This window comes from Rhodococcus sp. P4_F3_2, from assembly GCF_056401335.1.
This window is the reverse complement of record NZ_JBFUJN010000018.1, coordinates 1-19,504: the sequence shown is the minus strand read 5'-3', so window position 1 is coordinate 19,504 and position 19,504 is coordinate 1. Positions and strand designations below refer to the sequence as shown.

At 62.2% G+C, this 19,504-nt stretch carries 18 protein-coding genes; 6 read left to right on the top strand and 12 right to left on the bottom strand.

Going from position 1 to position 19,504, the window contains the following annotated elements:
• Window positions 1-21: 21 nt before the first annotated feature.
• The 5 genes from AC1DWA_RS19350 to AC1DWA_RS19330 form a co-directional block, all read right to left on the bottom strand.
• Window positions 22-801: a DUF881 domain-containing protein gene (locus AC1DWA_RS19350; RefSeq protein WP_021344355.1), complete on the bottom strand. Its 780-nt coding sequence runs from the start codon at window positions 799-801 to the stop codon at window positions 22-24.
• Window positions 802-804: 3 nt separating this feature from the next.
• Window positions 805-1,155 carry a small basic family protein gene (locus tag AC1DWA_RS19345; protein WP_003946178.1) on the bottom strand — a complete coding sequence of 117 codons (351 nt, stop codon included), beginning with the start codon at window positions 1,153-1,155 and terminating at the stop codon, window positions 805-807.
• Between the two features lie 13 nt (window positions 1,156-1,168).
• The gene (locus tag AC1DWA_RS19340) at window positions 1,169-2,035 is read right to left on the bottom strand and encodes a DUF881 domain-containing protein (protein ID WP_019748559.1); all 867 of its coding nucleotides are present in this window, start codon (window positions 2,033-2,035) and stop codon (window positions 1,169-1,171) included.
• Window positions 2,032-2,631, bottom strand: a complete 600-nt coding sequence (locus AC1DWA_RS19335; protein ID WP_020969691.1) for a CDP-alcohol phosphatidyltransferase family protein — start codon at window positions 2,629-2,631, stop codon at window positions 2,032-2,034. The genes AC1DWA_RS19340 and AC1DWA_RS19335 overlap by 4 nt, the downstream gene beginning before the upstream one ends.
• A gap of 109 nt (window positions 2,632-2,740) precedes the next feature.
• Entirely contained in the window at window positions 2,741-3,355 is a 615-nt protein-coding gene (locus AC1DWA_RS19330; RefSeq protein WP_477846594.1) for an NUDIX hydrolase, read from the bottom strand.
• Between the two features lie 139 nt (window positions 3,356-3,494).
• Here AC1DWA_RS19330 and AC1DWA_RS19325 point away from each other — a divergent pair, with 139 nt between their 5' ends.
• Both AC1DWA_RS19325 and AC1DWA_RS19320 read left to right on the top strand, forming a co-directional pair.
• Window positions 3,495-5,630: a bifunctional lysylphosphatidylglycerol flippase/synthetase MprF gene (locus tag AC1DWA_RS19325; protein ID WP_047888134.1), complete on the top strand. Its 2,136-nt coding sequence runs from the start codon at window positions 3,495-3,497 to the stop codon at window positions 5,628-5,630.
• A gap of 4 nt (window positions 5,631-5,634) precedes the next feature.
• On the top strand, window positions 5,635-7,902 hold the full coding sequence (locus AC1DWA_RS19320) for a DUF2254 family protein (RefSeq protein WP_021344358.1): 2,268 nt from the start codon (window positions 5,635-5,637) through the stop codon (window positions 7,900-7,902).
• Here the strand turns inward: AC1DWA_RS19320 and AC1DWA_RS19315 are convergent.
• From AC1DWA_RS19315 to AC1DWA_RS19295, 5 genes are all read right to left on the bottom strand, one after another.
• Window positions 7,864-9,153 carry an alpha/beta hydrolase gene (locus AC1DWA_RS19315; protein ID WP_007731985.1) on the bottom strand — a complete coding sequence of 430 codons (1,290 nt, stop codon included), beginning with the start codon at window positions 9,151-9,153 and terminating at the stop codon, window positions 7,864-7,866. The two genes, AC1DWA_RS19320 and AC1DWA_RS19315, sit on opposite strands and share 39 nt — an antisense overlap.
• A 65-nt stretch (window positions 9,154-9,218) precedes the next feature.
• Window positions 9,219-11,702, bottom strand: coding sequence for an aminopeptidase N (pepN, locus tag AC1DWA_RS19310; protein ID WP_477846593.1), 2,484 nt, complete (start codon window positions 11,700-11,702; stop codon window positions 9,219-9,221).
• Between the two features lie 48 nt (window positions 11,703-11,750).
• Window positions 11,751-12,551 (bottom strand): bifunctional hydroxymethylpyrimidine kinase/phosphomethylpyrimidine kinase, encoded by an 801-nt coding sequence (thiD, locus tag AC1DWA_RS19305; protein ID WP_003946192.1) that lies wholly within the window; start codon window positions 12,549-12,551, stop codon window positions 11,751-11,753.
• 94 nt (window positions 12,552-12,645) lie between these two features.
• Entirely contained in the window at window positions 12,646-13,260 is a 615-nt protein-coding gene (locus AC1DWA_RS19300; RefSeq protein ID WP_477846592.1) for a class F sortase, read from the bottom strand.
• The gene (locus tag AC1DWA_RS19295) at window positions 13,257-13,979 is read right to left on the bottom strand and encodes a hypothetical protein (protein ID WP_477846591.1); all 723 of its coding nucleotides are present in this window, start codon (window positions 13,977-13,979) and stop codon (window positions 13,257-13,259) included. Before AC1DWA_RS19295 ends, AC1DWA_RS19300 begins: the two co-directional genes overlap by 4 nt.
• A gap of 337 nt (window positions 13,980-14,316) precedes the next feature.
• On the opposite strand from AC1DWA_RS19295, the gene AC1DWA_RS19290 reads away from it, so the two are divergent.
• Both AC1DWA_RS19290 and AC1DWA_RS19285 read left to right on the top strand, forming a co-directional pair.
• Window positions 14,317-14,760, top strand: coding sequence for a DUF7144 family membrane protein (locus AC1DWA_RS19290; protein ID WP_047888130.1), 444 nt, complete (start codon window positions 14,317-14,319; stop codon window positions 14,758-14,760).
• A 21-nt stretch (window positions 14,761-14,781) separates the two neighbouring features.
• Window positions 14,782-15,603, top strand: coding sequence for a class II glutamine amidotransferase (locus AC1DWA_RS19285; protein ID WP_477846590.1), 822 nt, complete (start codon window positions 14,782-14,784; stop codon window positions 15,601-15,603).
• Between the two features lie 84 nt (window positions 15,604-15,687).
• Here AC1DWA_RS19285 and AC1DWA_RS19280 read toward each other — a convergent pair whose 3' ends face one another.
• Complete coding sequence (locus tag AC1DWA_RS19280; RefSeq protein ID WP_477846637.1) at window positions 15,688-15,903, bottom strand: QsdR family transcriptional regulator; 216 nt, start codon at window positions 15,901-15,903, stop codon at window positions 15,688-15,690.
• A gap of 579 nt (window positions 15,904-16,482) precedes the next feature.
• Here AC1DWA_RS19280 and AC1DWA_RS19275 point away from each other — a divergent pair.
• Together AC1DWA_RS19275 and AC1DWA_RS19270 are read left to right on the top strand one after the other, a co-directional pair.
• Entirely contained in the window at window positions 16,483-17,127 is a 645-nt protein-coding gene (locus tag AC1DWA_RS19275; RefSeq protein WP_477846589.1) for a hypothetical protein, read from the top strand.
• A 293-nt stretch (window positions 17,128-17,420) separates the two neighbouring features.
• Window positions 17,421-17,924: an ATP-binding protein gene (locus AC1DWA_RS19270; RefSeq protein ID WP_477846588.1), complete on the top strand. Its 504-nt coding sequence runs from the start codon at window positions 17,421-17,423 to the stop codon at window positions 17,922-17,924.
• A gap of 507 nt (window positions 17,925-18,431) precedes the next feature.
• Here the strand turns inward: AC1DWA_RS19270 and AC1DWA_RS19265 are convergent.
• Window positions 18,432-19,504 (bottom strand): GMC oxidoreductase (locus tag AC1DWA_RS19265; RefSeq protein ID WP_477916926.1); only part of this gene is annotated, 1,073 nt, incomplete at its 5' end.

Genomic DNA, 19,504 nt, shown 5'->3' with positions numbered 1-19,504 from the left:
CCGAAAGTCGGACGCAAAAGATCAATTTCCGGGTTGAGCGTATTGGCGCGGATTCAATTGTCGCAAGACGGAGATCGTGACCTGCTGCGATTGGTCGACTGAGGAAGTTCCGCCGTTGCGTGCGACGTTGTCGAAAACGCCTCCGGGAATGTTCAACGCTGCTGCCAACGTCGGTGGATCCCCGATTGCGGTCACAGTGTACGGCTGCTCGATCCGGGTTCCGTCCAATTCGATCTCGCCGCCGCGCCCGCTCACCCACGAGTTCACGCCGATACGAATGGGTTCGCCGTTCGCACCTGCGATCGAGATGGCTTCGGCACCGGCAGCACGTAGTTCCTGGATGAGATCGAGAATCACTTCGGAGCCGACGCCCCCTGCTGGATCCGTCAGGGTCATCGTCACACCCGGTCCGGTAGCAGGAGCGGTCCCCACCTGAATGGAAAGCGAGGTCAGCCGCGCCCGCGCCTCGTCGAGCGCTGCTCCGGTGTTGCCGCCGGCTTCCAAAGTGGCAAGCGATTCCTGAAGATTCGCGACTTCCTGCCTCAGCGCGGCTTCACGCCGATTCAAGTTGTCGAGAACCACCAGGAGGTCGGCAGGGCGCGCGGCGTCGAGTGAATCTCCGGCCACGGTGCTGCGTACCTGTGTGGCAATCGCGACACCGAGCACACCCAGAAGCACGGCGGCGAGGATCGCGAACACGACGTTCGTGCGATGTTTCGACGGCGAACGCAACTCGTGACGACCTTCACCCGTAGTCGTCACTGGTGGTTCTTCGGGGTCAGTCGTGGCGTGGTCGGACATGGCTCACGCTCCGAACAGTCGTCGTCGCAATGCCGCTGCGTTGCCGAAGATCCGGATACCCAGCACGACGACGATTGCCGTCGAAAGTTGAGTACCCACACCCAACTGATCGCCGAGCCAGACGATCAACGACGCGACGAGCACGTTGAAGACGAAGGAGACCACGAACACCTTTGCGTCGAAGATCTCGTCCAGATACGCGCGTAGTCCGCCGAAGACGGCGTCGAGTGCCGCAACGACAGCGATCGGAAGATAGGGCTGGATGACGTCGGGGACCTGCGGGCTGAAAACGACGCCCAAGACGATGCCGACGACCAGTGCTGCGAGTCCGTACAGGGCGGAACCGGCCTTCATCGAACTCCTTCTGTCACTTGGGTTCTGTGGGTTCTGTTGCCACCCGGACCGCACGAGGCGTCGCGGGTGGCAGTGTCAACGAGTCGTCCTCGGCCACTGCGAAACCGACTCCGTACAGTTGCGAGACGCTCGACATTCTCACGTAGGCGTCGCTGACGACGAACTCTCGCTGCAGCGCGCGCGTGTCGCCGATCGCCTCGACGCGGTACGGCGAGAAGACAGGTTGGTTGTCGACGAGCATCGCGCCGCCCGCCTGACGGATGGTCACCGTCGGCCCGATTCGCACGCCGCCGACGGCGATTGCCTCCGCTCCGCCAGCCCACAGGGCGTTGACGACGGTCTGCAGATCGCGATCGAGGACAACTGTCTTACCGCCGACGCTGCGCTGGGACGCATCCGAGAGGTTCGGGCGCCCGGCCGGGTCCGTCAACGTCACCACCAGCCCCTCCCCGTGAACAGCTTCGGCTCCTGCGCCGGATTCGACCGCTCGCAATTGATCGAGGACCGCGCTGCCTCTGGCATCGCCTTCGAGCGCCAGGCCACGGGCGGCGTCGACGTCGCCGCCGAGTGAATCGCGGGACGCGGCCAGCGAATCGATTCGATCCTCCGCGTCACGGACCTTGGCGACCAACTCGCTTCGAACCTCCTCGGTGCCGGTCACCTGCTTGGTGGCCTGAACTGCCGAGACCGTGACGATGAACCCGATCAACAGTGCACCGAGGGCCAGCCACGGCCCCGTCTTCGAGGATCTGTTCGTCGTGTGCTCGTGTTGGCGTTCGAATGCCGTCGCTTCGTAGCCCGGATCGAGATGTTCGGTCATGAGCGACCGAAGCAGCGACGGTACCGGGTTACGACGGACGTCCTCCCCGGTCGACTTCATCGAGGCACGACCTCGTGCGTTCGCGCAACGTCAACGGCTTTGAGCACGTAGATCGCAGCAGTCCACACGTACAGGACGGTTCCCCAGATCAGGAAAGCGAAACCGAAGGCATGGGTGAACGGTCCGATGGCCCAGTCTCCGTGTCCGGCAAGAATCAAGGGCAGAGCGAACATGAGCAGGAAGGTCGCGGCCTTGCCGAGGTAGATGACCTCGGGCGGTGGCAGTCCACGCCGGCGGTAGATCGGCAGCGTCAACGCGAGTAGAAGATCACGGCCGATCAAAATCGCCGCGACCCACCAGGGAATGAAATCGCGGGCAACGAAGGTGACCAGTGTCGTCACGACGTACAGGCGATCGACCAACGGGTCGAGAAGCGCTCCCAGACGCGAGGTCTGCCCGAGCACCCTGGCCAACTTGCCGTCGAGCCAGTCGGTGAACCCGCTGAGCATCAGCAGCGCCAATGCCCAGCCGTCCGAGTGCGTGACGAGCAGCAGATAGGCGAACAGCGGCAGAGCGAGTAGACGCACGATACTGAGCACGTTGGGAACAGTGAGAATCCGATCCGTTGGGACCAGTTCTTGTTCGCCAGAGTTCACTGCACACACCTCGCGTCTTTCGATTGCCGTGCGGCCAGCTTTCCACAGCACGACGGACTATTCGCCGAGGCGCCGTAGCCCGAACTGTCCCGAGCGTGTCGAGCTGACCTTATCGCCAGGCGAACACCGGCTGCTCGAGGTTGTCGATGCGCGTGTTCCGTCCGTTCAGCACTTCGCGGAACTGATAGATGACGGCTCCGGTCGGCGCATGGATCAGGCTCGTTCGGAAAGGCCATTGGATCACCGGGTTCGGTGATTCCTCGATGGTGACGAATCGCGAGTCCACGTCGAGTTCCTCCGACGTCACGGCATACACCTGGGCCACCTCGTCGGGATTGGGTACCAGTCCCCCGATGTCCTCACCGGACCAGACGACGAACGGTCGGATCACAAATCCCGAACGGGTGACGTAGTCGTCGAGCCGGCCGATGATGTTCGACTCAGGGACGTCGACGCCCAACTCTTCGGACAGCTCCCGAACCGCTGCTTGTTCGGATGACTCACCCGGGTCGACGCTTCCGCCTGGCAACGCGAACTGACCGGGGTGAGCGCGCATCTTGCTCGGCCGCTTCGTCACCGGGAACACGGGTGTTCCGTCCGCACTCCGCATGACGACGATGACCACCGACGCCGAGCGCCTTCCGTCCAATTCGACCGACCGAGGTTCGAAAGCGGCAAGTGAGGCGACCACGTGGTCCCGATTCAGTAAATCTCCGTTCACCATGGCTCGACAGTAGCGCCACGAGACTGAGACCCCCAGCCAGTCTCGTCCATTTTGACCGCTTCGCCTGATTATCGGTCTGTATTCCTGTCATGCTGAACAGGCAGAATCCACCGTGCGGCATGGCGAGAAGAGAACCTCGATGGCTGAGCAGTCCCAGACCCCCACCCCGCAGACCGACCAGAGCGCCCCGGGCGCGCCGAATCGGGCCTCTCGCTTTGCCTCCGACGCGCTGAGCGTCCTGCGGCGCGTGCCGTTCACCTCGATCGTCGTGCTCACCATCACCGTCGTCGGGATCGCGACCGGCGCCTTGTGGAATCACGTCCGTACCTACTCGTGGTTCGACGACATCGCCTACGGAGTCCCTGCCTTGCAAGAAGGTAAGTGGTGGACTCTCGTCACGGGTTGGTTCTTCGGCTTGACGCCGGGTCAGTATGTTTCGATCATCGTCGTTTTTGCCTTCGCGGTCGGCTGGTGCGAGTGGCGCCTGGGAACCAAGAACGCGGCCATCGTCACGATCAGCGGTCAGTTGGCGGGCGAACTGGGTGCATCGCTCCTCCTCTGGGTGGGCAGCCACACCGATTGGGATTGGGCTCGCAACCTCGCCACCCACCGCGACGTCGGTGTCACCACCGCAATCATCGCCGCACTCGCCGCGACCACCGCAACTCTGCGCTCGCCCTGGCGAATGCGAGTGCGCGCCATCCTGTGCGCGTACATCGCGATCGCCTTTCTCTTCGAAGGTCGCCTCGCCGACGTACAGCACCTCATCGCGGTCGCGATCTTCCTTCCGGTCGGCGAAAAGTTCTTCGGCGACGGAGAGCGCGGGTTCATCCCCCGAACGCGACGCGAGATCCGTCTGCTCGGATTCATCGGCCTGCTCCTGATCGGAGTGGTCGAGATCGCCGTGTGGTTGTTCCCCGGCAGTGGACCCTTCGGGCCGACGGAAGCCGAAACCGGTTCGGGCTGGACCGCATTGGTCGACGTGATCATCGTTGCACTGATCGCGGATCAGTTGCGACGAGGTCGCCGCTGGGCCTGGTGGGTTGCCGTGGTGTTCGGTTCTCTGACGGTCTTGGCCACCGCCCTCGTCCTCGGTTCGGTCATCTTCTTCGACTACGAAAGCGCCGGAGCCGTCACGGTCGGTACCGCGCTGCTCTGGCTTCTCGAACTCATCTTGCTGATCAAGGGCCGTCACGCTTTTCACGTGCCGATGCGGCGCAAGATTCGAGGCGGACCGCTGTCCGGGAACGATCCTCGCGCCACTGCTCGGGAACTGCTCAAACAGCACGGCGGCGGAACCATGTCGTGGATGACGACGTGGGACGGCAACAGTTACTACTTCGGCGAGTCGGGTGAGAGCGTCGTTGCATTCCAACGGCATGTCGGTGTCGTCGTAGTGCTGGCCGATCCGATAGCGAGCCCCGACCGACTTGCCGCGGCGGTCGACGAATTCACGACGATGTCCGAAGCCAACGGCCTCACTCCCTGCTTGTTCTCCGTAGGGAAGGAAACAGCCGATGCCGCCACACGGCGCGGGTGGCGCACCGTTCAGGTCGCCGAGGACACGATCGTCGACCTGCCGGAATTGCAGTTCACCGGAAAGTCCTGGCAGGACATCCGCTCGGCGCTCAACAAGGCCAAGAAGGACGACATCACCTTCCGGATGACAACACTGGCAGACGAGCCGTTTTCCGTCTTGGCTCAAGTGCGCGCTATATCCGAGGAATGGGTGGGCGACAAGGGACTCCCCGAGATGGGGTTCACCCTCGGCAGCGTCGAGGAGGCGCTCGATCGCGACGTCCGGGTCGGTTTGGCCGTCGACCCGACGGGAAGTATTCACGGCGTCACCTCGTGGTTGCCGGTGTACGGCGAAGGCGGCGTGGTCCGGGGTTGGACGCTCGACGTCATGCGTCGACGCCCGGACGGCTTCCGGCCGGTGGTCGAGTTCCTCATCGCATCGTCGGCCCTCGAATTCAAAGAACAAGGTGCCCAATTCGTCTCACTGTCCGGCGCGCCGCTGGCCCGCAGCGACGACGGCGCCGACGCCGCATCGATGGACCGCCTGCTGGACATGCTCGGAGCCGCGATGGAACCGCTGTACGGCTTCCGGTCTCTTCACGCGTTCAAGAAGAAGTTCAAGCCGAGATACGAACCCGTTTTCCTGTGTTTCCGCGACGAGGCCGACCTGCCTCGAATCGGAATCGCGCTCACGCGTGCTTACCTTCCGGACGCGACGGCTCCTCAGCTGATCAAGCTCGCCACCAGCAAGAGCTGACGCCGTGCGGTCCTGGTTCGAGCACACGGTCGTCGACACCGGCAGACTCCCGCTGTTCTTCCTTCTGCTCGCCTTTGTCCTGACGTTCCTGTTCATTCGGTTCAGCGTTCGAATGATCCGAGCTGAGGTCTCGTGGTGGCCAGGCAATGTCACGCCCGGTGGAATGCACATCCACCACATGGTTTTCGGTTTGATGATGATGCTCGTGTCCGGCTTTGCCTTCATCGCTCTGGCCGACTATCACACCCCGATCGCCAACTGTGTTCTTGCGTCGGTGTTCGGTATCGGCAGCGCGCTGGTCCTCGACGAGTACGCACTCGTGCTACATCTGCGCGACGTCTACTGGGCCGAGGAGGGTCGCTCGTCCATCGACGCGGTGTTCGTTGCCATCGCGATCTCGTTCCTTTTCCTTCTCGGAGTCCACCCGATCGGGTTCGCGGGAGAGTTCGACCCGTATGAGCAGGACCGTAGCCTGGCGACGTTGATCGGCGTTGTCGTCGCGATCGTGATCCAACTCGGACTCGCCGTGATCACGTTGATGAAGGGCAAACTCTGGACCGGCTTGATCGGACTGTTCTTCACCCCGCTTCTGTTGGTCGGAGCAATTCGGTTGAGTCGCCCGGGTGCGCCGTGGGCGCGTTCGCGTTACCGCGACAAGCCCGCGAAGATGAGCCGGGCAGTCGCCCGTGAGCAGCGGTATCGCGAGCCGATGATCCACGCGAAGATCTACGTTCAGGAAACGGTGTCAGGAAGTTTCGGTTCCACTCCTCCGACCCCACCACCACTCCCCGTCGTCGACACCACGACGCCTACGACGAAAGTCGGACTAACACGGCGGCTTTCGGACAGAATTCGCTGGCGCCGAACTCGCCGACGATTACGAACAGTCCCGGTCTGGCGCCTCCCCGTGATCCTCGTCGTGCTGTCCGTCGTCACCGCGAACATCCTCGTCGGGATCGACGGAGACCTGGTGAGCGACGGCGACGTCGGTACCATTTCCGAGGGCGTGGACGCCGGTGCCACCGCAACGCTGCTCAGCGTCATCGCCGGCGGGATGATCACTCTCACCGGTCTGGTGTTCACCGCCATCACCCTCGCAATGCAGTTCGGCGCATCGCAGATTTCGGTGCGGGTGGTCCCGATGCTTGCGCAACAGCGAGTGATGCGGTGGTCGATCGGCATGTTTCTGGCCACGTTCGTCTTCTCCTTGATCATTGCGCTCGATCTGGCGCTCGATTCGGAGAATTCCTCACCGACCATCTCCACGGCGATCGCACTGCTTCTGGCATTGGCCAGTGCGATCCTGTTCATCGCGTTGGTGGCGAAGGTCGGGTCGATCCTCAATTCCAGTCGGTTGCTGCGTTGGATAGCGGCCCAGGGTCGCAGCGCGACGATTCGTGCCTATCCGCTGTACGAGGACTTACCTTCCGGCGCACCGAAACCCAGTCAGCCGCTCCCACTCCCCCAACCGCGCGAGTCCGAAACCTCCGAGAGCGCCGACGCACTGGTGATTCGCCTGCGCCACCTCTCACCCGACGGCCGGATTCTGCTGGCGATCGATCTCGCACGACTGCAGCGGTTGGCGAGCCGCTGGGACGTCTCGGTCGAGGTCGTCCCCAGCATCGGCGAGTTCGTCGCCCAGAACGCGCCCCTCTTCGAGGTACGCGGACCGTCGCTGAAGGTACGTCCTGACACCTTGATGTCGTGCTTGATCTTCGGTGACACGCACAGCCCGGTCGTCAGCCCCGGTGCAGCGCTTCAGTCGATCGTGGACATCGCGCTCAAGGCACTGTCACCCGCCATCAACGACCCGGGCCGAGCCGTGCAGGCTCTCGACCACATCGAAGATCTTCTGGTACTTCTCGCCCCGCGGGTCCGCTTCGACACGTCAACCTCGGATCTCACGCTGATCCGAGGGCAGCAACGCACCTGGACCGATTACGTGTCCGTCGCCACCGACGAGATCCGGCACTTCAGTACCAATTCCGCGCAGGTCCAGCGCCGTCTACGCGCGGTATTCGCGACCTTGCTCGAAGCCTGCCCGCCGGACCAGCACCCTCCGCTACTCGAGCGCGTCGACGCACTCGATGCGCAATTGACCCGAGAATGGACCGGCGCACTCGACCTTCGGCTCGCGAGTGTGGCGGATCCGCAGGGATTGGGCTCCGAAGCCGGGGCGACCGGAAGAATTCACCCGCTGATCATCGGGTCTTCGGAACTTCCAGACGATCGTTCATCCGGGCAGACCGAGTCGCGTTCCCAGCCAACCTAATTGACTCGCCAAACCAGCGGACCACACCTGGAAGCTGTGTCCTCCGTCGACCTCGGCGTACTGGACGTCCATTCCTGCGGCTTTTGCGGCTTCGTAGAGCGTTTGAAGACCTGGGCGGTAGTCGTTGTCCTGTTTGCCGACCACGAACACTCCGGCGCTGTCGGGGAACTTCTTCTCCCGGAGCAGATCCTGCGGATTCACTGCCACGAACGCGGCTTCGTTACCGCCGAACGCTGCATCGACCGTCTGCTTCCGATCACCGAGGGTGGGTTCGATCTGACCGGACAGATCCAGGAACGTCGGATATACCGCGGGGAAGTTCGTTGCCATCTGGAACGCGCAGGTACCGCCGTAGGAAAGTCCCCCGATCGCCCACTTCCTCGGGTCGGGATCCACCTGGAGGTTCCCGCGCACCCAGTCGGGGACATCGCGCGAAAGGTACGTTGCGACGTTCCCGAGTTGGGAATCGACGCAGAGCGGATTCGCCAGTTCCGACCCGGTCCCGTCAGCAACGACGACAACGGGAGCCAAGCCCGAATGCGCAGCGGCGTAGGCATCCATGGTCTGGACGAGACGTCCGCCCTGTAGCCAGTCCTCGGGCGCGCCTGGTTGGCCGGCAAGCAGTACCAACACCGGCAACTCCGGTCGTGGGTTGGTGAAATACGCGGGCGGTAGGTAGATCTCGGCGTCGCGGGCGCTGAATCCGGAGACCGTCCCCGCAATCGTGACCGTGCTGACCTTGCCGGCCGACGGCATGTCCGCTGGAGCCTTCCATTGCGAAACCGGTACCGCCCCGTCCTTGCCGTCGTCCAGGTCGGCGAGTGAAACCTTCTCCGCGTCCGAGAGTCCCAGCGCTGTTCCCAACGTCGGATACGACTGGAACTGCAGATTCACGTGAGCCGCGCTCGACACGACCACCAGGAGCACGGAGACCACGGTGAGCACGCGGCCGTCGATCCGCGTCGCCGCAAAGACCCGCGAAACACCCAGCAGCACGCCGAGAATGCCCAACCCGATCCACACGTAGACCGGACGGGCAATCGGATCGGGGAACGGGTGCCACACCTTCTCGATCAGCCAGTACAGCACGAGAGTGATCGCAATTGCCGCGACGATGCAGACCGGAATCGAGATCAGCACGTGACGCCTCGATCTCGAGAAGATCAGCCACAGAAGTGCCAGAATTCCGAGCACCGTCACCACGGGCGGAACCGGGCCCGTGACCAGCGACAGATCCGTGATCGTGTGCACGTCGTCTCCCGTCGCAGCCCTGTTTAGACAATATCCAAGAACAGGACATTTCGGAGCTGATGGCGTCAGATCACTGCGTTCGACGCCTGGGCACGTAGGTCTCGGGCCAGGTGATCCCGACGCTCGAGAACAAGCCTCCGCAGCGACGCGGGCGCCTCCGCATTGGCCTGGATCCAGGAATCGACAGCAGAGGTGTCTTCAGCTGCCGGGAAGAGCCCGTTCACCAACCGTCGCGCGATCTCGATGCTGCGTTCGGACCACCACTTCCCCAGGGACGAGAAGTACTCGACCGCATATCCCTCGATCAACGACGGGTCCGTGCCCGAACGGAATCCGGCGATCGTCGCATCCAGGCGGTCGTTCGAGAGTGAGGCATCGGTGGTCGCCGACGCCCAGGCAGCCGCCTTGGTCTCGGCATCGGGAATCGACGCCGCGGCGCGGACGTACGCCGTTCGACCCGCTGACGTGCTGTCCTTGCTCAGCTCACTGTCAAAGTCGCTTACACTCGCATGCCCGGTCGCGGACAGGGCGATCCACAATGCCCACCGCAGATCAGGATCGAGAGCCAGTCCGACCGGTCCCGGGCACGTGCCGTCGAGTATCGACCGCAGCTCGCCGGCACGAGCATCGTTGACCGCTGCTGCGGCCGACAGAGCCCGTGCCCACGCCAGCTGTCTTCCGGACTCCGGTTCGGCTTCGAACACCGCCTTCCAGGTCGTTTCCAACCAGCCCGCACTGACATTGGGCCGCAAGCTTTTCGGAACGTAGTGAAGAACCGCGTATTGGGCATCGGTCAGGATCGCGCTGAGAATCGCAAGATCTGTCTCTGCGGGAGCGAATCGTTCCACCATGTCGAGGTATCGGAACACCGAGAGCTGCGCATCGCGCACCGAGTTCCACAGCGACGACCAGATCACACCGCGCGCAAGCGGATCGCTCACGCGGTCCAGGGACGCCTCGACCGTGGACAGAGATTCCGCGTCCAATCGCACCTTCGCGTAGGTGAGGTCTTCGTCGTTGAGCAGTGTGAGCGCTCCGGGCGGAAGGTCAACCGACGTGCGGGATTCGGTGATGTCGAGTTCGACGCGTTCGGTGCGAACAAGATCTCCGGACTCGTTGTAGTCGTAGATTCCGACTGCGAGCCGGTGCGGCCTCGGGTCCGTCTGGACCAGGTCTGTTCCGTCGAGCGACAGCGTGGACACTCCGGTGGTCTGCAACCAGATTCGGGCCCATTCGCGCACATCACGTCCAGAAGTCTCCGCGAGCACGTCGAGCAGATCAACAAGCGTGGTGTTCCCGAAGGCGTGGGCCTTGAAGTACCGTCGTGCCGCTTCGAAGAACGCGTCACGGCCGACGAAAGCCACGAGTTGCTTGAGGACACTAGCGCCCTTGGCGTAGGTGATTCCGTCGAAGTTCAGCTTTGCAGCTTCGAGATCGACGATGTCGGCGACGATGGGATGCGTGGTCGGCAGCTGATCTTGGAGGTACGCCCACGCCTTTCGCTTGATGGCAAATGCTACCCAGGCATCGGTGAAGCGAGTGGCTTCGGCGCTGACCAGCGATCCCATGAAGTCGGCGAAGGATTCCTTGAGCCACAAGTCATCCCACCAGACCATGGTCACGAGATCGCCGAACCACATGTGCGCCATTTCGTGCAGGATCGTGTTGGCGCGACGCTGATGCTGCTCGTCGGTTGCGGTGCCGCGGAACACATACGCCTCGGTGAAGGTCACCAGTCCCGGGTTCTCCATGGCGCCGAGGTTGTACTCGGGGACGAAGATCTGGTCGTACTTGCCGAACGGATACGGATAGTCGAAGTGCTCGGCGTAGAAGTCCAGCCCCTGACGGGTGATGTCGAAAACATTGTCCCCATCGAGATGAGGAGCCAAAGACGCCCGGCACAAAGCGCCCAACTCGACAGTGAGTTCGCCGCGACTCCACGACGAGGCCACGCGGTGATACGGCCCGGCCGCGATCGCGGTGATGTAAGTCGAGATCGGCAGCGTCGGCGCGAAAGTGACGCGTTGCGCACCGTCGACGGAGAGAGTCCGTGTCGCGGGCTGATTCGACAGGACTTCCCAGCCGTCAGGTGCTGTCACCTCGAATGTGAAGGGCGCCTTGAGGTCCGGTTGCTCGAAGCAGGCGAAAACACGCCTGGCATCGGCGGGCTCGTATTGCGTGTACAGATACGTCTGATCGTCAGCGTCGTCGACAAATCGGTGCAGCCCTTCGCCGGAACGGCTGTAGTGGCCGTGTGCTGCCACCCGAACGACGTTCGATCCGCCGAGTCCGCGCACCACAATCCGGGACCCGTCGTACTCCACCGGAATGGACGCACCGTCGACCTCTACGGAATCGACTGCAGCACCGATGAAGTCGAGCCACGTGGACTCCGCCGACGACTTCAGATCAATTGTCGTGACGGTCGAAAAGGTCTTCGCGGCAGAGTCCGCCGCCGATCGCAGATCCAACTCCACCCGGTACCCGGTGACGTCGATGGTTCGAGATCGTTCGGCGACTTCGCTTCGATTCAGGTTCGCAGTACTCACGCACTCGATCCTGCCAGGCCGCACGCGGCGATGTGAGCCGCAGTGTGCCTATCCCTTGAAAGCGCCCTGCCAGACGGTGTCGAACGGCGTGTGTGCCGAGACGCGGCCTTCGATGCCCGCCGTGACGAACTTCTTGGCCAGAGCGACGGCTTCTCCCACGTCGGCGCCCTTTGCCAGTTCGGCGGTCACCGCGGCGGCCAGCGTGCAACCGGCACCCGAGACGCGCTCTTCGCCGACCTTGGGGGCGGAGAGAACCGTCACGTCGGTGCCGTCGAACAACACGTCGACGGCGTCGCCACCGGCGAGTTCGACACCACCCTTTGCGAGCACGTACTTGGGTCCGAGGTCGTGGATACGACGTGCCGCCTCGATGAGGTCGTCCACGCTTTCGATACTGTCCATTCCGGCGAGGGTGCGTGCCTCGAACAGGTTGGGTGTGACGACGGTGGCGAGCGGGAGGATCGAATCACGAAGTGCTGTATCGGTATCGAGAGCCGCGCCGGGCTCCTGGCCCTTGCAGATCAGGACCGGGTCGAGGACGACGTGGCGCCAGGACTGCCGACGCAGACCCTCTGCCACAACCTCGATCGTGGCGGGAGTGCCCAACATGCCGATCTTGACGACGTCCAGATCGTGAGCCGCAGTGGCAGCCTCGATCTGATCAGCGATCACGTCAGGAGCGATCGGCACGAAGCGATGACCCCAGTTGTTCTTGGGATCGAACGAGACGATGCATGTGGTGGTCGCTACGCCGTAGACGTCCAATGCCTGGAACGTCTTCAGGTCGACCTGCAGGCCGGCACCGCCAGTCGCTTCGGACCCAGCGATGACATAGGCGAGGTCAACCACAGCACAATCTCCTTCTTCGGACTTTCGAAACGTGCGTGGATGGCCCACGAACGCGGGGCTCAGTTTATCAACCGTTCCGACGTCTGGTTTTCGCCTATGCAGGCACCGGAGTTCCCCACGCGACGTCGTTGTCCTCGTATCCGAACGGCGGACCGACGAACTCGCCGCCGCAGGTGATCAGCGCGAGGGTTTCCGGTCCGTCGAGGCTGTTCAATCGCTCGACCGGCAGCTCGCCGTCCTTGCCGTAGTGATCGACCGCATCGATACGGTAGTTCCAGGTCTGTCCCCCGGCACCCGCAACGGTCACGATCGAGCCGATTTCCAGTGTCGAGAACTTCTTTCCGAAACCGTCACCCTGATAGATGTCGTTGATGTGTCCGGTGATCACCACGGTGCCCGCGCCCGAACCCGGGAATGCCGAATCTGCCCACCATCCGATCTCACTGACATCATCGGGCGGAATGAGCGAGCCGTCTGTCGTCGTCTTGATCGACAGAACGTCAGCGGTGCTGTCGACTATGCGAAGCGTGGTCGGGACATCCGGACCGTCGACCACAGCGCGAATCTCTGGCGGCAAATCTTGTTGGCCGGTCGCGAGGACGCGGGTCGGCGAGTCACCGTCGTCGGAACATCCGCCGATCAAGAGCATTGTCGCCACTACTACAGCGGCCCATGTTCGACGGACCGTGAATCCAGGTGCCGCTGTCACGGGCGAGAAGTCGGGCCGGACGGAATCTGGGAAATTGGTACTCGGTTTCCTACGTCACGACCGGGAAGTGCGTCACCGGAATCCCCACCGTTCCCACCGGAACCGTCACCACCGCCATTCCCGCCGCCGCTTCCATTCCCACCGCCGGGGCCCGGGCCGGGGCATTCACCTCCCGGATCAGTGGTGTCGCCTGCCAAGACAATCTTGACTGCCGAGAGGTTGACCGTCTGGTTCTGTGCCACTTGTCCAGGCGTTGTGACGTCGAATGCGAGCTTGGCACGAACCGGAATGACCGAGCCGTCGTCGGCATCGGTGACCGTCGATCCTGAGCGACCGAGATCTTGGGTCAACGTCATTCTGGAGATCAAATCCTGATCTCCGGTCAAGCCGGCGCCGTCGATCCGAAGGGTCCCTCGGACGGGACTTCCGTGGGCTCTGATCGTCACCGACGCGCGAAACTCGAGGATGTCTCCCGGCACTGTCCGCCACGCCTCGATCGAGTTGATCTTCGTTCCCGGCGAACCAGTCGAGATGTCGTACCAACCGTCTATCACTGCCGGATCGAGTGACATCGAATTGTCGTTGATCTCGGGAGTGCACGCGTGAGTGAGTGCGACCGGTGCTGCCGACCCCACCGCGGGAAGTGCCGTCGATACAACAGCTGCCAAGACGAAGGCCGTCGCGGAGATGCCCGCGGAACGCCTGCCGAAGATCGTCATTCTCTCGCTACTCTTTTCCGCGGACCGTAGCTTCCGGTCAATTCAGTCAAAATACCAGTACAGCTGGACAAATAGGTCGAATTCCGTGCCGAATTCTTCTTGTTTTCTGTGAACTTCGGCTACGAGCAATTCCTCCGCACACGCGTTCCGGCAAGGGGTACATCGCATCAACAGGGGCCAGAAGTTACATTTCGCCCGCACATCGGAGCAGAACGCACTGATTTCTCCCCGAACCGGACCCGCATTTCCGTTTCACGGCAGTCAGCAGGTGGAACAACGATCGGTACAACGTGCCGGGCACGTGTCCGGTCACCCCACCGAATCAAGGGAAACCGCCATGTCGGATACAACGTCAGTCAAGCAGGGTTTCGCGGTAGGAACATCAATCGGGGCAGCAGTCATCCTGGTGACGGTCGGTATCGTGCAGTTCTTCCAAGGAATCGCTGCCGTCGCCGAAAACGAAGTGTTCGTGGTCGGGATCGACTACGTCTATCAATTCGACCTGACGACGTGGGGTTGGATTCATCTCGTGCTGGGCGCGCTCGTCGCTCTCGTCGGTCTCGCACTGTTCACCGGAACGGCGTGGGCACGGGTATCGGCAGTCGTGATCTGTGCGATCTCGATCATCGCGAACTTCTTGTGGCTGCCGTATTACCCCTGGTGGTCGACTCTCATCATCGCCCTGAACATCGTCGTGATCTGGGCTGTGTCGACATGGAAGCCCGCCCAGACGACGCACGCCGCTGCGCATGCACCGACAACGCCGACTCAATCTGTTTGAGTTGAAAGCATGTGTAGGTGGATGGCGTATTCGGGAGAACCGATACTCACCCATGACTTGTTGTTCCGACCACAGCACTCGCTGATCGACCAGAGCCTGCATTCTCAACTCGGGGCAACGACGACAAATGGCGACGGCTTCGGAATCGGTTGGTACGGCGAGGGGTCCCAACCAGCAGTGTTCAAGAGCATCGAACCCGCGTGGAACGACTCGAACCTGCGCGAGGTCGCCTCTCAACTGCGCACCCCTCTCATGTTCGCCCATGTGCGCGCTTCGACGGGAACTGCGGTGCAGCGCAGCAACTGCCACCCATTTCGGCTCGGCAATTGGTTGTGGATGCACAACGGTTCACTACGCGGATTCCACGACATGAAAAGGGAATTGGTGACTGCCATTGATCCGTCGCTCTTTCCGGATCTCGAAGGATCGACGGACTCGGAAACCTTGTTCTTCCTCGCGCTGACGTTCGGCCTGACCGACGATCCGTTCGAAGGTGTCGCGAGGGCCGTCGGATTCGTCGAGCACACGGCTCGCTCGCAGGGAATCGACAATCCGGTGCAGATGACCGTTGCCACGTCGGATGGCATCTCCACCTGGATCTTTCGCTATTCGAGCGAGAACCGATCGAGGTCACTGTTCTTCTCCACCGAGATCTCCACGTTGCGCAAGCTCCATCCTGAGGTGGATGCCCTGCACCATCTGAGTGAGGAGACCCGAATCGTCGTATCCGAGCCTCTGCGCGACCTTCCTGGAGCATGGAACGAGGTTCCCGAGTCCGCCGCAGGCGTCATCCGGCCCGGACGGGACGAGATGCGGAACTTCGCGCCGATCCCACCCGCCTGAGTTTGTCACACAACCAGCATAGCTGTGAAATAGCTTGCATTCGAAGCGCTTTCACGAAAACTTAGAAAACGAAAACTCGGCGCGCTAGTCACGCGAGAGGATGAGCCGGAACGCCAGGCGAGCCTTCTCTGCGTCCGGAGTGCCACCGGTGAGCAAATCGTTGTAGATGAACGACTCACCCACGCGAACCAGCAGATATGCCATGTCCTCGACGGGCAGGTCGGGCCGAATCTGCTCCGGTATTTCGGCTTCGATCAGCCTCCGCACGGATTCGACCATCGTCCCCTGAACCGGCCCCAGCCCCGTTGTAAGACCCGGTACGACGTCGGCGTCGGACCCGGAGTCGCCAAGGGATCAGCAATGTCCAACGCCCCGGATGCACGGAGCGCGAGGACCGGAAATCGACAGTGCCCTAACGCTAGTCCCACACACCCACAACAACCGCTCCCGGGGACGGATCTTCACAAGGACGGCTGGAAATCGCGGCTCGCACCGCCATCGGCGCAACCGACTCGTGGGCCACCAAACCAGCGACATCGGATCCGCGAAACGGTGGGCGAATCGCCGGAGCAGTCGTAGCCGCCCCAGCATTTGTGACGCCGGAGGTGTCGGAGTCGGTGCTTGCCACAGTCGAGGTACCGGCATCGTCCGCGCATCCCGCAACAAGGCTCGCGAAGGTGGCCGATGTGAGGATTGACTCCGGCGCCAGCCTTCCGGCGGGCGTCGGCCTACTACTTCGGGGTCATCGCATACATCTTGCGGTCGGCGTTCAAGCTTTTGAGGCTCGAGCTCGTAGACGATCAGCCCGCTGAGAAGCTCGATGCCGCGCTGGGACAACGCCTGCCTCACAGCGGCCCGGGAAATGACTAACATCGAGAGATGAGCTACGACTTCTGGCTTTTACCCGCCGAGCACTGCCAAAACGCCGCAGCCGCCCGTGCCTTCGCACTGGCCCAGGACGAGGCCGACGAACCGGCGACATCGATTGCCTCCAGCCTTGCCGCGGACATCAGCGCAGTCAACGCAGATCTGACAGAAGAACAGGGATTCTTGTCGGTCACTCCATTGAGTGGAACCGGCGCCGCGGTGTTTGTTCCATCTCCGTGGCGACGCATACAGGATGCTCGCGATGTGATGGTGCCTCGAGCATTCGCCGCCGACTATGGCATGTATGATCCACAGCTCGACATAGTGCTGAGTCCGCGCAGTTCGGTCGCCGGCAGGTTCTCGACCTCTCGCGAAGGGACCTTTCCCACGATCACTCCAGATTTGATCGACCACTTCGTTGGAGCAATGAAGGTGGACGATTTCGTCGTCGTCGAAACCAGTGACGAGGTCTACATACAAACCACGCGCGTTGATATCAAAGCCTTCGCCATTGAGCACCGAGCAGGATCTGCAGACCAGCATTTCGGTACCGAAGTGGTAGCGGCGCCGGAGGTCGTCGGCATGATGAAAGCGTGGCTGGCGAGTGGCGATGTCGCGATCACCGATCAACACTCGTGGACCAAAACTGCTTTGTAACAAAAAGTCCCGAATCGAGCAAGGCCGATGCCGACTGCCGCCGGCGGAGACCGGTTGATGCGGAACCTGGGCGACTACGACCGATCCTTTGGAGTCGAATTCCCCTGTACTGCATCGTGTAATGATGATTGGGTGCACCCCACGTCAACGCCGCGGCTGGCCGAGCAGGCACGCAGCGACGGATGGAGCCACGAGGACTACCTTGCGGCCGTGCTGTCGAGAGAAGTCACGGCTAGGGAATCGTCCCGTACTCAGAACCGGATCCGATTGGCCGGATTCCGACGCGAAAACCATTGGAGGAGTCCAACTTCGACTATCAACCGTCACTCAGTCGAAAGATGGTGGCATATCTGGGAACTGAAGTCTTCTTGACGCAGGCGCGCAATGTGGTGCTTCTGGGGCCGCCGGGCACTAATACAACGCTTCTGGCGATCTGGTTGGGGATCAAAGCGGCTCAGTCCGGACATCGCGTTTCATTCGCTACCGCCGTCGATTGGGTGACCAGCCTCAAAGCCGCACACGCCGGAGGAAAGCTACCTGCAGAGTTGGCGCGGCGACGGCAAATAGGGTTGATTCTCGTCGACGAAGTCGGCTACATCCCGTTCGAACAGGACGCCGAATTCGGAGCTTGTTATCCGATCCCCCTGATGGCCCTCTTGTTGCGTCGGCGCCGCAGCAAACCCCTCGACCAGGGACCACGCATGAGGCTCGCCCACACGGGCGACGGTCCCGATCGCGGCACCGTCGGCCACTCCAGCTCATCGCGTTCCCTTCGCCGGAATCGCCAGTTCGCCTGACAGCGGCGGCGCAGGTCGAACCACTCACTGCACGCAGCACGAACCTCACCCACCGCAGCGCCAGATGGCCCGTAAGGTCGAGGTGTAGGCATTCGGGATCACTTGCCCGGCATCTACCGGCCTCGTCGGTCCCCTGCATTGCGTGGCCGTCGAGGTCGCCCGAACCCGCCCGCAACGTGCACGGACGAATCCGTGCAGGACTCGACCCGTAAGGCTCCAGAGGGTAGGGAAATGCTAGCGAGAATCTGCTCCCGAATCTCGTTCGCCTCTGCAACCCGGGCACACTTCATCGGGCGGGTTCGCGCGCATGTCGTGGCGCAGCTGAGAAAGGCAGTTTCGAGAACCACGCCTGCTGATCTGGGGGTGGCGCCATCCTGTCCCAGCTCTGTGATTGCGAACCCTTGACTACGCTGTATGCCGGCCGCGGCGTTTCGCCGACAAACAGGACAGCCCCGGAAACCGCTGCAGTACAATGACTTCTGTTTCTTGCAGGGGATACTGGTCCCGTCAGAGGTAAGTGGCGAGGATGTTGTCCATGCACCGCTCTGCCATCGCGGTAATCGTCAGAGCGGGATTGACCAGAGCAGACGACCCAGGAAGCAGCGCGCCGTCGATCACGAAAAGATTCGAATATCCCTCGACCTTGCCCTCGAAGTTACAGGCCTGCCCCATCACCGCGCCGCCCAGTCCATGCCATGTGCAACCTGAACCGAAATCCCCCAAGCGGGTGAAAATGGGGATTCCCGTCACGGGCGAGCCGAATCGGGTTTCGGTGCGGTCGTGGAAACGGCCCGCAAAGTTCCGCGCGCGTGCATCGACGTCACTGTTCGCCTCACCATAGGGATAGTTGAGTTCGGCTCTACCCGAAGCGGGGTTGTAGTCGATACTGCCACGCTCATTAGTGATGACCTGGATCAGATTGGCCATAGTGCCGCCACCTGCGATATCAGGGAAAGGAGAAGCCTCCCACGAGATGGAGACCGGCCCCTCAGGGTTGTCGTCGTCGTACATAACCGCGACACCGGGGCCGCCTTGTTTGGCGCCGCAGTCGCGCCGCAGCAGCGTTCGCGAGAGCAGGAAGTCGCCGTTGGTTCCGTATCCCTTGCCGATCTGATCGTTCAGCCGAGGCAGGGTGCCTTTCGCCTTCGCAGTGACCAGCAGAGAGGTGGTGTAGAACGAACCAGCAGCCATGAACACATAGTCAGCAACAACTGTCGTACGCTCGAGCACCGCACCCGACTCGTCGATTCTGTTGACCGACACCTCGAAGCGGTCTTGTCCGGACACCTCCCGGATTTCGGTCACCTCGTGCAGCGCACGAATCGTCACATTTCCGGTTGCTTCTGCGGCGGGCAAGTAATTGCGGTCGACGCTGTTTTTCGCGCCGGAATTACTGCCGTACGGACCTTCGCCGATCGAGTACGACGCAGGCGCGCGCCCTTCCAACTCGTCGCGGACGACATCCCAGTCCACACAGAAATCGTGGAGTACCGGTTCGCCACCGAAGTCCTCGATGTAGTCGAGCCAGGCGCGCGCGCCGCGGTAGTTGGGGTGGGCGAGTAGATCCGCGGGCAACGGCG

Coding starts and splice junctions, on each gene's coding strand:
- AC1DWA_RS19350 (WP_021344355.1), bottom strand. CDS start 801: ATGTCCGACCACGCCACGACTGACCCCGAAGAACCACCAGTGACGACT.
- AC1DWA_RS19345 (WP_003946178.1), bottom strand. CDS start 1,155: ATGAAGGCCGGTTCCGCCCTGTACGGACTCGCAGCACTGGTCGTCGGC.
- AC1DWA_RS19340 (WP_019748559.1), bottom strand. CDS start 2,035: ATGAAGTCGACCGGGGAGGACGTCCGTCGTAACCCGGTACCGTCGCTG.
- AC1DWA_RS19330 (WP_477846594.1), bottom strand. CDS start 3,355: ATGGTGAACGGAGATTTACTGAATCGGGACCACGTGGTCGCCTCACTT.
- AC1DWA_RS19325 (WP_047888134.1), top strand. CDS start 3,495: ATGGCTGAGCAGTCCCAGACCCCCACCCCGCAGACCGACCAGAGCGCC.
- AC1DWA_RS19295 (WP_477846591.1), bottom strand. CDS start 13,979: ATGACGATCTTCGGCAGGCGTTCCGCGGGCATCTCCGCGACGGCCTTC.
- AC1DWA_RS19290 (WP_047888130.1), top strand. CDS start 14,317: ATGTCGGATACAACGTCAGTCAAGCAGGGTTTCGCGGTAGGAACATCA.
- AC1DWA_RS19285 (WP_477846590.1), top strand. CDS start 14,782: ATGGCGTATTCGGGAGAACCGATACTCACCCATGACTTGTTGTTCCGA.
- AC1DWA_RS19275 (WP_477846589.1), top strand. CDS start 16,483: ATGAGCTACGACTTCTGGCTTTTACCCGCCGAGCACTGCCAAAACGCC.